This is a genomic window from Microbacterium sp. 18062 (genome assembly GCF_902706225.1).
Taxonomy (GTDB): domain Bacteria; phylum Actinomycetota; class Actinomycetes; order Actinomycetales; family Microbacteriaceae; genus Microbacterium.
The window spans coordinates 1-13,525 of the sequence record NZ_CACSKB010000017.1; the positions used below are offsets into that span (position 1 = coordinate 1).

The following is a 13,525-nucleotide window of genomic DNA, read 5'->3' on the forward strand; positions in this document are numbered from 1 at the left end:
CCATCCGCCCCATCCGCCCCCGCGAGAAACCACATACGGCCCGAGACATCACGTCATACGCGGTGTCTCGCGGCGGAACTGGTTTATCGCGGGGGTTAGGACGCGGGCAGCGGGCCCCAGCCCGAGCGGGCCCCAGCCTCAGCGGGGCCTCGCCGCACTCCACCGCCATCCGGAGATCTCCGGGTCGTCCTCGCCGTGCCGCCTCGTGTACGCGCGGGCGCGGATGCGGCGGTCGGCGAGGGACTGCCGGAACGGACCGTGCGCCTCCGCCGCGCCCGGAACCCGGTCGATCGCGTCGATCGCCAGCTGGAACCGGTCGATGTCGTTCAGCATCACCATGTCGAACGGCGTTGTCGTGGTGCCGCGCTCCTTGTAGCCGCGGACGTGCAGGTTCGCGTGCCCCGCACGACGGTAGGTCAGCCTGTGGATGAGCCAGGGGTAGCCGTGGTAGGCGAAGACGATCGGGGCGTCCGTTGTGAAGATCGCGTCGAACTCACGGTCGGCGAGCCCGTGCGGATGCTCGCTCTCGGACTGCAGGCGCATGAGGTCCACGACGTTCACCACGCGCACCGCGAGCTCCGGGGCGCCCTCGCGCAGCAGCTCGGCGGCCGCGATCACCTCGACCGTGGGCACGTCGCCCGCGGCGGCGAGCACGATGTCCGGCGCATCGCCGTCGCGTTCGGTGCCCGCCCACGGCAGGATGCCGAGACCGCGCGTGCAGTGCACGACCGCCTCGTCCATCGACAGCCACTGCGGCGCCTCATGCTTGCCGGCGACGACCACGTTGACGTAGTCGGTGGTGCGCAGGCAGTGGTCATAGGTCGACAGCAGCGTGTTGGCGTCGAACGGCAGATAGACGCGCACGACCTCCGCGCTCTTGTTCACCACGACGTCGATGAAGCCCGGGTCCTGGTGGCTGAACCCGTTGTGATCCTGTCGCCACACGTGACTGGAGAGCAGATAGTCGAGGCTCGGCACGGGACGACGCCACGGGATGCGGCGCGAGGCCTCCAGCCACTTCGCGTGCTGGTTGAACATGGAGTCGACGATGTGCACGAACGCCTCGTAGGAGGTGAGGACCCCGTGCCGGCCGGTGAGCACATATCCTTCGAGCCACCCCTGGCACTGGTGCTCGCTGAGCACCTCCATCACCCGCCCCGCCCGCGCCAGGTGCTCGTCGAGGTCGACGATGCGCGCGTTCCACTGCTTCTCGCTCGCCTCGTACACCGCCGGGGCGAGGCGGTTCGACGCCGTCTCGTCGGGCCCGAAGATGCGGAAGGTGCGCGGGTTCCGGCGGATGACCTCCGCGAAGTATGCCCCGAGCACCGCGGTCGCCGAGGCGTCCTCGGCCCCGGGCTCCGCGACCTCCACCGCGAAGTCGCGGAAGTCGGGCAGATCGAGGTCCTGGCGCAGGAGTCCCCCGTTGGCGTGCGGCGAGGCCGACAGTCGTCGGTCGCCCGCGGGGGTGAGCGCCGTGATCGCGTCGACGGGTGCGCCGTCGGCGTCGAAGAGCTCCTCGGGCCGGTACGACCGCAGCCAGTCCTCGAGCGCCCGCAGGTGCTCGTCGGTGTCCCGCGCGTTCGGCAGCGGCACCTGGTGCGCGCGCCACGTGCCCTCGACCTGCCGGCCGTCGATCGTCGCGGGGCCGGTCCATCCCTTCGGGGAGCGCAGGACGATCATCGGCCAGCGAGGGCGTTCGGTGGCACCGCCCGCCGCATCCCGCCGGATGCGAGCGATGCGGTCGAGGGCCTCGTCGAGAGTGGCCGCGAACCGCCGGTGCACCTCGTGGTGGTCGTCGTCGGCCGCGAACGAGACGAGCAGCGGATCGTGCCCGTAGCCGCGCATGAGCTCGAGCAGCTCCTCCTCGGGGATGCGGTCGAGCACGGTCGGGTTCGCGATCTTCCAGCCGTTCAGGTGCAGGATCGGCAGCACCGTGCCGTCGCCGACGGGGTCGAGGAACTTGTTCCCGTGCCACGCGGTCGCGAGCGGGCCGGTCTCGGCCTCCCCGTCGCCGATCACGCAGAAGACCGTGAGATCGGGGTTGTCGAAGGCCGCTCCGTAGGCGTGGCTCAGGGAGTACCCGAGCTCACCGCCCTCGTGCAGCGACCCCGGGGTCTCCGGCGCGGCATGGCTCGGGATGCCGCCCGGGAACGAGAACTGGCGGAAGAGACGCTGCATCCCCTGCTCGTCCTGCGACACCGCCGGATACAGCTCCGAATACGTGCCGTCGAGCCATCCGCCCGCGACGACGCCCGGGCCGCCGTGGCCGGGACCGGCGACGTAGAGCGCCTCGAGATCCCGCTCGCGGATGGCGCGATTGGCGTGCGCGTAGACGAGGGTCAGGCCGGGCACGGTGCCGAAGTGGCCGAGGAGCCTCGGCTTCACATGATCGCGGTGCAGCGGCTCGCGCAGCAGCGGGTTGTCGAGGAGGTAGATCTGCCCGACGCTCAGGTAGTTGGCCGCGCGCCACCACCGGTCGAGGGAGTCGACGGTCGCGTCGTCGAGGGCCGGGGTCGGGTCGGTGCGGGCAGGTTCGCTCAGGGGCTTCGCCTCGTCCATGCCTCCACGTTCGCGCGGATGGGCCGCGGATGCACCGCCTTGCCGTGCGGGGCGCTCTCGGCTAGCGGAGACGGGGCTGTCCCGTAGGGGTGGGGCACTCCGGGCGGGGAGAGGGCGGTCGCTGCCCTTCGTCTCGGAGCTTCGCTCCTCGCTCAGGGACCGAGAGGGGGAGACCTTCGGGTCAGACGCGCGCGGCGGCGGTGCGACGGAGCTCGTCGGCGCGGGTGCGGGCGTCGCCGAGCGCGTCGAGGCGGGAACGCACCGCGCCGATGTCGTCGCCCTCGGCGCCGCCGTGCGACGCCGCCAGCCGGAGGTCGGCGCGGGCGATCGCCGCGGCGCCGCTCAGGCCCGCGGTGAGCGCCTCGGCGGCGACCACGATGTCGGGGACGAGGTAGCGCTCGACGAGGTCGAGCAGCCCCTCGAGATCGGGGAGCAAGGATGCGGTCACCTCGCCGAGCCCGATCGCCGACCCGGCCGAGGCCACCGCCGCCGCGCGCACGGTCGGCTGCGCGTCGGCGGAGTCGTCGCGGTTCTCCCGCAGCGCGTCGCCCAGGCGTCCGGACTGCCGGGCGTCGCGCTCGATCTCGGCGAGCGCCGTGAGGCGCCCGCGTTCGGCGCGGGCCACGATGCGTTCCCCCTCGTCGTCGCCGACGTAGCCCGCGACCATCCCGACCAGGGACGCGGCTGTCGCCGCCATCAGCGCGCAGGCCGCCCCGCCGCCCGGCACACCGGATGCTCCGGCGAGCCGCTCCAGCCAGTCCCCGACCGCGACGGACTCGATCGTCGCCGCTTCGGTCCGCGCTGACTCGTCCATCCGACCGACGATCCCACGGCCCGGTCGCCCACGGCAAGACCCGGTGCCGATCCCGAGGGCCCCACCCGTGCCCGAGCGAGGGACACAGCGACAAGACGAAGCTCGGCGACCGGGAAGCGTCCGGTGGAACCCCGGTCGTCGGATCAGATAGATGCCCCGCCGCCACGGGGACCCCTGTGGCCAGCTTCTGCCCCAGCGATCCGACGACTGACGGCGCACCACGGTTCACTCGACCCCCGCGTCCACGGCCTGCCGCGCTGACGCCGGCGCGGATCGTGTCAAGTCCCCCGAAAAGCCACCCCGACCGACATACGGTCTGGGAATGGCAATCATGCGAGCCCACTCGGATGGGGAGAGCGACATGGCGCTCGCGCCGACGGGCGCGCAGGGCTCCGCCGTCGACGAGCTGCTCGCGGACGCCCGCTCCATCGAGGGGTTCGGGCTGCACCCCGAGCGCACTCTGCCCTGGGTCGTCCGCGCCGGCACGGCTGCTCCCCTCCCCGGGACGCGGACGGCGGATCTCTGGCGGCTGCTGGCGGAGACGGCGCGCATCGACGTCGCCGCGGCCCGGATGCTGGAGCCGCACCTCGACGCCCTCGCGATCCTCGCCGAGGCCCGCCGCGACGGCGTCCCCCTCGATCTGCGGATGGCGGACGCCGGCGGCAGCTGGGGAGTCTTCGCCGCCGAGGGCGGGGACGACCCGGTGCGCGCCGAGCGGCAGGCCGACGGCACCTGGCGCCTCACCGGCACGAAGCCCTGGTGCTCGCTCGCCGCGCAGCTCGATCGCGCGCTCATCACGGCGTGGGTGGACGATGACCGCGGCCTGTTCGCCGTCGACCTGCGCGGGCCGAGCGTCTCGACGAGACCCGGGCCGTGGGTGCCCCGAGGTCTCGCCCAGGTCGTGAGCGCCCCGATCGATCTCGACCGGGCACCAGCGCTGCCGGTCGGCGGGCCCGGCTGGTATCTGCGGCGTCCCGGGTTCGCCTGGGGCGGCATGGGCGTCGCCGCGGTCTGGTGGGGCGGCGCGCAGCCGCTGGCCGACACGCTGTCCGCCCGGGCGCGCATCGCCGGCGCCGACCAGCTCGCAGAGGTCTACGCCGGCGAGGCGGATGCGGCGAGCTGGGCGTCGTCGATCGCCCTCGCCGCCGCAGCACGAGCCGTCGACGACGGTGTCGACGGCGAGCCCGCCCGGCTCCTCGCCGCACGGGTGCGCGCGGTCGTCGCGGGGAACGTCCGCGCGGTGCTCGCGCTCGAGGCGCGCGCGCTCGGCCCGGGCCCGGCGTCGGTCGACGAGACGCACGCCCGCCGGGTGGCCGATCTCGAGCTGTACGTGCGTCAGGACCACGCCGACCGCGACCTCGCGCGGCTCGGTCGGCTGAGCGGTGCCGCGCCCGAGAGCCGGGAGTCGACACGATGAGCGTCGCCTTCGACCATCGCGACGTCGGGACGGAGGAGACGCGCTGGCGGGAGGCGGCTCCGTGGCGGGAGGCTCCGCCGCTCGATCTCACGATCGACCGGCTCATCGTGCTCGCCGCGCACCCCGACGACGAGGCACTCGGCGCCGGCGGCCTGATCGCCTGGGCAGCCGCATCCGGGATCGACGTCACGATCGTCCTCGTGACCGACGGCGAGGCGTCCCACCCCGGGCATCCGGACCCGACGGCGCTCGCAGGCATCCGCCGCGCGGAGTTCCTGGCCGCCGTCACCGCGCTCACCCCGCGCGCCGCGCTCGTCCTCCTCGGCGTCGACGACGGCGGGGTCGAGCAGGCGCGCGCCGCCGTGACCGAGGCCGTCGCCGCGATCGTGCGACGGGGCCGCGCCGAGCGCACCCTGGTCGCGACCACCTGGTGGGGCGACGGCCACCGGGATCATCGTGTGCTCGGCGAGATCGCGCTCGCCCTGCGCGGCGGCGGGGTCTCGGTCGTCGGCTATCCGATCTGGATGTGGCACTGGGCCGACCCCGCCGGAGTGGACACGAGCACCTGGCGCACTCTGCCGCTCGGCGCCGAGGCGAGCGGCGCCAAGCGGCGCGCGGTGGCGGCGTATCGCAGCCAGCTGGAGGCGGACCCGGGCCGCCCCGAGGACGGCGCGATGCTGCATGCCAACACGCTCGCCCACTTCGCCCGCGACGTCGAGGTGTTCGTCCTCCCCGACGCGGGACGCCCCGACGCGGCGCCAGCCGACACGGCGCCATCCGATGCGGAGACGAGCGCCGCACCGCGGACGGCCGCCGACTTCGACGCGTTCCACGCGCGCCATGAGGATCCGTGGGGCCTGGAGTCGCGCTGGTACGAACGGCGAAAGCGCGCGCTCCTGTTGGCCGCGCTCCCCCGGGAGGTGTTCAGGAGAGCGCTCGAGCTCGGCTGCGCGAGCGGTGCGACGACCCGCGTCCTCGCCGAGCGCGCCGCATCCGTGGTCGCCGTGGATGCGTCCGAGGTCGCGCTGCGCCGCGCTCGCGACCGCGGCGTGCCCGGCGGTGCGGTGTTCGAGCGGCACGAGCTCCCCGAGGACTGGCCGCACGGCACCTTCGACCTGGTCGTGCTGTCGGAGCTCGGGTACTACTGGACCCCCGGGAAGCTCGCGCTCGCGCTCGAGAGGATCGACGGGAGCGCGTCCGCGGACGCCGTGCTCGTGCTCTGCCATTGGCGTCATCCGATCGAGGGAGCGCCGCAGACCGGCGACGACGTCCATTCCGCCGTCTCGACGCGCAGGGACTGGCGGATGCTGTCGCGCCACGTCGAGGAGGACTTCCTCCTCGACGTGCTCGTGCGCCCCGATGCCCCCTCCGTCGCCGAGGAGGAAGGCCTGACGGAGCCGTCCCGGAGGGTCCCCGCCCACGGGTCACCGAACCGGGAGTCCCCCGCCTCGGCCCCAGGGCGAGGAGCGAAGCTCCGAGACGAAGGGACGCGGAACCTCCTCGGCTCGGACGCCTCGTCCCGCCCGCTCAGCGACCGGACCCTCTCCGTTCCCGGAACGCCCCGCGAAGATACCGGGGCACGGGCCCGGGGCGTCGTCGGCCAGGGGGTGCTGACGTGATCCGCGCGGTCGCGGTCGTCGTGCCGGCCCACGACGAGGAGGAGCTGCTGGAGGCCTGTCTCGCATCGCTCGGGGCCGCGACGTCCCAGCTCGCCGCGTCGCATCCGGATGTGGCGTGCGCCGTGTGGGTGGTGCTCGACGCGTGCCGCGACGGGAGCGAGCGGGTCGCCGAGACCGCGGGCGTCGGCATCGTCCGCATCGACGCGCGGAACGTCGGCGCGGCTCGAGCCGCCGGCCTCGCCGTGGCCCGCCGGTGGTTCCCCGACGTCGACGCGGCGACGCTCTGGACCGCCCACACGGATGCGGACTCCGTCGTGCCGGCGCACTGGCTGACGCACCAGGTGGAGTCGGCGGATGCGGGCGCCGATGTGGTGGTGGGCACGGTGCGTCCCGACTTCCGCGATCTCGATGCCATCCGCACCGCCGCGTGGTGGGCGCGCTACTCACCCGAGGCGGCGCTCGGAGCCGTGCACGGCGCGAACCTGGGCGTGCGCGCCTCGACGCTCGACGCCGTGGGCGGGTTCCCGCCCCTGCCCGAGCACGAGGATGTGCGGCTCGTCGAAGCCGCGCGGACCGCCGGCGCGCGCATCGTCGCGACCGACGGCGCGTGGGTGCGCACGAGCGGCCGCCAGCAGGGCCGCACCCCCGGCGGCTACGCCCGCTACCTGCGCGAGGACCTGGTGCCCGGCTTCGGCTGACGCCCGATGGTCACCGCGGACCGGCCGGGACCGGCCGGCTGCCAACGACGACGACGAGAAAGGGACAAGACGATGAGCGACACGTGGAACGACGCGACGCCCGAGGAGACGCCGCCCGCCGAGGGCACCATCCCTCCCCAGGACGTGCCGGACGAGGCCCTGCTGCCGGACTCGCAGGGCGAGGATCCGCTCGCCGCGGAGATCGGCGAGAACGGCCAGGGCGATGTGCTGCCGGAGGACGAGCCGGGCTCCGGCGGCGACAGCCCGGACGACCTGCGCGTCTCCGACCTCCCCTGACCTCGTCGAGGACCACGTGCGCACCGGGATGCGCGCCCTGCACGCCGCGTCGCCCTCGAGCGAGCTGGAGATCGTCCCGGGCGCCGGGCACGGCCTGCCGCTGCAGCACCCGCGTGGTTCGCCGAGCGCCTCCTCGGCCGGCTGCGCGAGGGCTGAGTCGCGTCACCCGTCCACGCGCGGCGGGCGTTCCCGCCCCATGAGCGGGCGCAGCATCCGTGCGAGAGCGGCGATCTCGCCGTCGTCGAGCACCTCGAGCGCGGCGGCCTCGCGGGCGACGAGCTCGGTCATCGCCGCATCCACGCTCGCCGTGCCCGCCTCGGTGAGCGTGATGATCACGCTGCGCCCGTCACGCGGGTTGCGCTTGCGGCGGATGAGGCCGCGGTCGACGAGGTTCGCGAGCCGATTGGTCATCGCCGCGCTGCCGATCATCGTGAGCCCGATCAGCTGCATCGGGCTCAGCTCGTGCGGCGGCTCCGCGCGGCGGAGCGCCGCGAGCACGTCGAACTCCCACGAGGCGAGCCCGGCGGTCGCGAAGGCGGCCGCCCGCAGGCGGTCGAGTCGGATGGCGGCACGGCGCAGCCGCGACATGACGTCGAGCGGCGTGAGGTCGACGTGCGGCAGACGCTGCGCCCAGGCGTCGATGAGCAGGTCCACCTCGTCGTCCGTGTTGTCGGCCGTCACACGTCGACCGTACCAACGGGACGCCGCGGCGGAAGCACCTTGCGTCGTCGACCTCGGACCAGGTTCTGCGCCTGTTCACGATCCGCGACGACGACGAGATTCGGATGCCGCCGCCGCACCGTCACGGGCACCATCGCGAGCGCCGTGGCGCGCGAGCCCGCGGGGGAGAGATAATCGGCCCATGACGAGCCCGTACGCCCGGTTCAACGACCCGATCATCGCGGAGTTCCGCGCGAACGGCGGCACGGTCTCGCAGTTCGGTCGCAGCCTCGTGCTGCTGCATCACGTCGGGGCCAGGAGCGGCGCCGAGCGGGTGACGCCGGTGATGGCCATCCCCGACGGCCCCGGCACCTGGCTCATCGCCGCGTCCAAGGCCGGCGCCGACGACAACCCCGGCTGGTTCCACAATCTGCTCGCGCACCCCGACACGGAGATCGAGACGCCCGACGGCGTCGTGCCGGTGCACGCGGCGGTGCTGCGGGACGACGCACGCGACGCGGCGTGGGCGCGTTTCACCGCCGCCAGCCCCGGATTCCAGCAGTACGAGCAGCGCACCACCCGCATCATCCCCGTGGTCGAGCTGACCCGCCGCGACTGACTCACAGATCGCCCGATCCATGTCCACCCGGCTGCTGCTCGTCTCCGACACCCACATCCCCGGCCGAGCGCGTGCCCTGCCCGACGCGGCGCTCCGGGCGGCGGATGCGGCGGACCTCATCGTGCACGCCGGCGACTGGGTCGCGGCATCCGTGCTCGACGAGCTCGAACGGCACGGGGAGGTCGTCGGCGTGTGGGGCAACAACGACGGGGCGGACCTGCGCGCGCGACTGCCCGGGATCGCGCGCCGCCGGATCGAGGGACTCGAGCTCGCCGTCGTCCATGAGACGGGCGACGCCCGGTCGCGCGAACGGCGCATGGATGAGGCCTTTCCGGACGCCGACGTGCTCGTCTTCGGGCACAGCCACATCCCCTGGGACACCACGACCCCGCGCGGCCTGCGTCTGCTCAACCCCGGCTCGCCGACCGATCGGCGACGCCAGACCCACCACACGTTCCTGACCGCGGTCGTCGACGGCGCGGAGCTCCGCGAGGTCGAGCTCGTCGCCCTCTGACGTCCCCTTCCGCGTCGGGCAGCCGGGACTCAGATCGCGGCAAGGTCCACCACCATCCGCCCGCCGGTGTGCGCCGGGAGCGCCAGGATGGCGGCGGCCGCGTCGTCGAGCGACACCCAGGGCCCGACGAGCAGGTCGAGGGGCAGCGCGCCGTCGAGGTACAGCCCCGCGATCGCGGGGAAGTCCCGCTCCGGCACGGCCGAGCCGTAGTTGCAGCCGATCACGCTGATGCCCCGGGTGACGATGTCCCACGTGTCCACCGCGGCACGGCCGCCGACCCGCGGCATCCCGACCAGGACGCAGCGGCCGCCCGCGGCGACGTGAGCCGGCAGGTATCCCGCGACGGATGGTGCGCCGATCGCGTCGAACGCGACATCTGCACCCTCCGGGAACAGTTCCCGCAGTCGTTCCTGCTCGCTGCCGTCGGCGAGCACGGTGTGCGTGGCGCCGAGCTCGCTCGCGGCCCGGAGCTTCTGCTCGCTGCGGTCGACGACCACGATGGTGCTCGCCCCCGCCAGCACGAGGGAGAGGATGATGGCCTGCCCCACTCCCCCGCTCCCGACCACGACGGCGCTCTCGCCCGGCCGGACGTCCGCGGTGTGACGCACCGCGCCGTAGCCCGTCGTGATCGAGCAGCCGATCAGCGCGGCGACCGCCGCGGGCACGGCGGACGGCACCGGAACCGCCGCGTGGGCGGGCACCGTCACATACTCCGCGTACGCTCCCACTCCGAGATACGGCCAGATCCCGCGGTGCGGCGCGTCCGCATCCGATGCCCCCGTGGCCCCGCCCGGCAGCGCGTTCTCGAGCGCGGCGGTCTGCGTGCACAGCCACGGCCGTCCGCGCAGGCATACGGTGCACGCACGGCAGGGCGCGTACCAGTTGAGCGCGACCAGATCGCCCACGGCGGGATGGGTCACGCCCTCGCCGACCGCGTCGACCACGCCGGCCCCCTCGTGCCCGAGCACGACCCGCTGCCCGATCGGCCAGTCTCCGTTGAGCGCGTGCAGATCGGAGTGGCAGATGCCGGCCGCTCGCATCCGCACACGGACCTCGCCCGTGCCCGGCGCGCGCACGAGGGTGTCCCGCACCTGCGGCGCAGCGTCGACGCGGTCGTCGTAGACCAGCGCGCGGGAGCGCACCGGCTCAGACATCCAGCACCAGCCGGGCGCTGCGCGCTCGCGAGACGCACGGGAACATCACGTCGCCGACGGCGCGCTCGTCCTCGGTGAGGATGACGTCCCGGTGGTCGGGCACCCCCTCGAGCACGGGCGTCTCGCAGCTGGCGCAGTTGCCCTCGCGGCACGACCACACGACGTCGACGCCCGCCCCGAGCAGCACGTCGAGCAGCGAGCACCCCGCGGGCACCGGGTGGACGTCGCCGCCCGCGCCGAGCTGCACCTCGAACGCGTCGGATGCGGCGTCCTCGACGGGGAGAGCCGCTTCGGGCGCGAAGTCCTCGAAGCGCAGGGCCTCCGCGGGCACGAGCGCCTGCAGTTCTGCGAGCATCGCCTTCGGTCCGCACGCGTAGACGAGAGAGCCCGGTGGCACGTCGGCGAGCACGACGGCGAGAGACGTGCTCGCGTCGAGATCCCGGTCGACCACCACCGCCGCGTCGCCGAGCGCGCCGACCCGGTCGGCGAACACCATCCGATGCGCACCCCGGTCGAAGTACGCGAGCCGGAAGGACGCGCCCTGGGCGGCGAGATGCTCGGCCATCGTGAGGATCGGGGTGATGCCGATCCCGCCCGCGACGAGCACGTGGTGCGGCGCGGGCTCGAGCGGGAACCGTCTCTTCGGCCCGATCGCGCGGATGCGGTCGCCCGCGGCGAGACGCGTGTGTGCGTAGGCGGACCCTCCGCGGCCGGCGCGGTCGAGACGGACGGCGACCGACCACGACGCCCGGTCGGCCGGATCGCCGCACAGGGAGTACTGACGAGTCAGCCCGGATTCGAACTCGAGGTCGATGTGGTCGCCGGGCGACCACTCCGGGAGCGGGTCACCGGCGGGATGTACGAGGCGAATCGAGACCACGTCGGCGCTGAGGCGATCGACGCCTTCCACCACCAGGTGCTCCCGGAGGGCACCGGCGAGGATGTCACCGCTCACTGCCGTAACCGGCCTTCGCTGCGACGATCGTCTGGAACATCGCGGTGATCTGATCCCATTGCGGCACGAGCGACGTGTGATCCGACCCGATCGAGTTCCTGCCGGCCTGCAGCTTGTAGAGGAAGGGGATGTCCTGCTCGTTGACGTGGAAGAGCACCTCGACGAGATCGGCGATGGCCCCCGCGTACCTCGGGTCGGCCGCCGCCTCGTCGACGAAGACCGCCATGTGCTCGACGGTGTGGGTGGCGCTGCGCGGGTCGATCGCGATGACCTGGAACCAGTCCGCCTCGAGGAAGACGAGGGCGTTCGGGAACAGGCAGAAGATGTCCTGCGACTCCTTCTTCTCCTCGGGGACGTCGCCGAGGTAGGGCAGCTGGTCCTCGGTCTTCTTGGCCTTGCCGACCGCACCGCGCGGGTATGTGCCGCCGATGATCAGGCTCGGCTCGATCACGACGTCGTCGACGTCGAGCGAGGCGGTGACGGGGCCGACCTGCGGGTGCACGAACGGCAGGTGGTAGAAGTCGAGGAAGTTCTCGACCGTCAGCTTCCAGTTGACCTGCAGGTCGAACTCGCGCTCGGCGGCCAGGTGCAGGCGGTCGAAGTCGATGTGCGACCAGCGCTCGATGAGCGGGCCCGCGGACTCCTCGAACGGGCGCGGATCGTCGGAGAGGTTCACGAAGACCATCCCGGCCCACACGGCGCTCGGCACGGGGAGCAGGTGCAGGCGCTCCTTCGCCTCGGGCGACGGCTGGCCGCGCCGCTCGCGGGTGAAGTAGGGCGCGGCGGCGAGCGAGCCGTCGAGGTTGTACGACCAGCAGTGGTACGCGCACTGGATGCGCTGCGTGACCTCGATCGGCTCTTCGGTGAGCACCATCCCGCGATGCCGGCAGGAGTTGTGGAAGACCTTGATCTCGTCCTCGGTCGAACGCACCAGCAGCACCGGGGTGCCGGCGATGGTGGTCGGACGCACGTCGCCGACGTTCGGCAGCCAGTGGGCGTACCCGGCCCACGACCATCCCGAACGGAAGATCGTGCGCTGCTCGTGGGCGAACTCCTCGTCGCCCGTGTAGGCGCGGGCGGGCACGATCGAGCGCCCGAGCGTGTCGTCGCTGAGCGGGCCCTCGACGATGACGTTCCCCGTCGAGGTCGTCGCGTAGTTCATCTGGGTGGGGGCGGTGTCCATGGTCGGCTTCCTTGGTCGTGGGGGGTCAGAGCGGGACGGGTGCGCGAAGCGAGGATGCGGCGGCGAGGTCCTCCGCCGCCCAGGAGAGGAGGGTGCGAGCTTCTGCCCAGCGGTCGCTGAGCTCGACGCCGTCCGCGTCGGCGAGCGCGTACGGAGCGGTGCCCAGCTCGGTGACGAACGTCACGGGGGCGATGCCGTCCCCGCCCCGGCGGTCCAGGAGTGCGGCGAAGCCCTGTCGCCACCAGCGACGGGCGAGCGCGATCCAGGGCTCGGAGGACCGGTGGTGGAGCGGCAGCTGCACCTGGCAGCGCGACGCGATCCGCCCCTGCAGGCTCCCCGCGCGCGACAGGATCACGCCGATCTGCTCCTCGATCTCCTCGGTCGGCTCGGCGGGGATCTCCGCGCCGACGATGTAGTGCGACAGGTCGATCGCGAGGGAGATCGCGGGATCGAGCACCTCCACCAGGCGGCGGGTGAACCGCAGGTCGTTGGTGAGGGTGTTCCGGTGCGTCTCGAGCTGCAGATCGACTCCGGATGCGGCCGCCTGCGCATGCCAGCGCTGCACCTGCGCCGCCGCCTCGTGGACGTCCTGGACGTAGCTGCTCGCGCAGAGCACCATCTCGGTCGCGTCGATGCGTTCCGCGTATCGCAGCGCGTCGGCGAGCTGCACGTCGGTGCCGGCGAAGGCGAACACGATCCTCTCGAGCGGCACACCGTGCAGAGCGCCGGCGAGCACCGGAGCGGTCGGGGCCTTGCGCGCCCCCAGGTCCACGGCGACGGCCGAGTAATCGGCCTCCACGAGGAGTGCTATCTGCTGGTCGAGGGTCCAGGGCGCGGCCGTCGAGGGCAGATCCTCCATCGCCCAGAGCGACTGGACGGCACGCAGGGGCGGTGAGGGGACGTCGTCCCGGTGAGTTGACATGAGGAAAATCCTTCACAGAAGCAGCGGACATACGAAAGACTAGATACGTATCGCGTACAAATCTGCAAAAATAGATAGTGCTGTCACGGATTTAACAAACTTTCCGCATCCGCT

13 protein-coding genes are annotated in these 13,525 nt (G+C 73.0%); 6 read left to right on the forward strand and 7 right to left on the reverse strand.

Annotation, left to right across the window (positions count from 1 at the left end; translation table 11 throughout):
• Positions 1-138 precede the first annotated feature (138 nt).
• Entirely contained in the window at positions 139-2,559 is a 2,421-nt protein-coding gene (locus tag GVL03_RS08180) for a phosphoketolase (protein WP_159500504.1), read from the reverse strand.
• A gap of 181 nt (positions 2,560-2,740) precedes the next feature.
• Positions 2,741-3,373, reverse strand: coding sequence for a cyclodeaminase/cyclohydrolase family protein (locus tag GVL03_RS22020; protein WP_200847107.1), 633 nt, complete (start codon positions 3,371-3,373; stop codon positions 2,741-2,743).
• 322 nt (positions 3,374-3,695) lie between these two features.
• Here GVL03_RS22020 and GVL03_RS08190 point away from each other — a divergent pair, with 322 nt between their 5' ends.
• From GVL03_RS08190 to GVL03_RS08205, 4 genes are all read left to right on the forward strand, one after another.
• Entirely contained in the window at positions 3,696-4,790 is a 1,095-nt protein-coding gene (locus GVL03_RS08190; RefSeq protein WP_200847108.1) for an acyl-CoA/acyl-ACP dehydrogenase, read from the forward strand.
• A complete protein-coding gene (locus GVL03_RS08195) occupies positions 4,787-6,409 on the forward strand; it encodes a PIG-L family deacetylase (protein ID WP_159500505.1) in 1,623 nt (540 codons plus the stop codon). The genes GVL03_RS08190 and GVL03_RS08195 overlap by 4 nt, the downstream gene beginning before the upstream one ends.
• Entirely contained in the window at positions 6,406-7,107 is a 702-nt protein-coding gene (locus tag GVL03_RS08200) for a glycosyltransferase family 2 protein (protein WP_235038073.1), read from the forward strand. Before GVL03_RS08195 ends, GVL03_RS08200 begins: the two co-directional genes overlap by 4 nt.
• A gap of 72 nt (positions 7,108-7,179) precedes the next feature.
• The gene (locus GVL03_RS08205) at positions 7,180-7,404 is read left to right on the forward strand and encodes a hypothetical protein (RefSeq protein ID WP_159500506.1); all 225 of its coding nucleotides are present in this window, start codon (positions 7,180-7,182) and stop codon (positions 7,402-7,404) included.
• Between the two features lie 162 nt (positions 7,405-7,566).
• Here the strand turns inward: GVL03_RS08205 and GVL03_RS08210 are convergent, their stop codons facing one another.
• The gene (locus GVL03_RS08210; RefSeq protein WP_235038074.1) at positions 7,567-8,085 is read right to left on the reverse strand and encodes a MarR family winged helix-turn-helix transcriptional regulator; all 519 of its coding nucleotides are present in this window, start codon (positions 8,083-8,085) and stop codon (positions 7,567-7,569) included.
• Between the two features lie 181 nt (positions 8,086-8,266).
• On the opposite strand from GVL03_RS08210, the gene GVL03_RS08215 reads away from it, so the two are divergent.
• Positions 8,267-8,683, forward strand: a complete 417-nt coding sequence (locus GVL03_RS08215) for a nitroreductase family deazaflavin-dependent oxidoreductase (RefSeq protein ID WP_159500507.1) — start codon at positions 8,267-8,269, stop codon at positions 8,681-8,683.
• Between the two features lie 19 nt (positions 8,684-8,702).
• The gene (locus GVL03_RS08220; RefSeq protein WP_159500508.1) at positions 8,703-9,197 is read left to right on the forward strand and encodes a metallophosphoesterase; all 495 of its coding nucleotides are present in this window, start codon (positions 8,703-8,705) and stop codon (positions 9,195-9,197) included.
• Positions 9,198-9,226: 29 nt separating this feature from the next.
• Here the strand turns inward: GVL03_RS08220 and GVL03_RS08225 are convergent, their stop codons facing one another.
• Genes GVL03_RS08225 through GVL03_RS08240 form a run of 4 tightly spaced genes read right to left on the reverse strand, consistent with a single transcriptional unit; the run spans position 9,227 to position 13,411 of the window.
• Positions 9,227-10,351, reverse strand: a complete 1,125-nt coding sequence (locus tag GVL03_RS08225) for an alcohol dehydrogenase catalytic domain-containing protein (RefSeq protein WP_159500509.1) — start codon at positions 10,349-10,351, stop codon at positions 9,227-9,229.
• Positions 10,344-11,306 (reverse strand): PDR/VanB family oxidoreductase, encoded by a 963-nt coding sequence (locus tag GVL03_RS08230; RefSeq protein ID WP_159500510.1) that lies wholly within the window; start codon positions 11,304-11,306, stop codon positions 10,344-10,346. Before GVL03_RS08230 ends, GVL03_RS08225 begins: the two co-directional genes overlap by 8 nt.
• Positions 11,296-12,489 (reverse strand): SRPBCC family protein, encoded by a 1,194-nt coding sequence (locus GVL03_RS08235; RefSeq protein WP_200847109.1) that lies wholly within the window; start codon positions 12,487-12,489, stop codon positions 11,296-11,298. The genes GVL03_RS08230 and GVL03_RS08235 overlap by 11 nt, the downstream gene beginning before the upstream one ends.
• 25 nt (positions 12,490-12,514) lie before the next feature.
• Positions 12,515-13,411, reverse strand: coding sequence for a hypothetical protein (locus GVL03_RS08240; RefSeq protein WP_159500511.1), 897 nt, complete (start codon positions 13,409-13,411; stop codon positions 12,515-12,517).
• Positions 13,412-13,525: the final 114 nt, after the last annotated feature.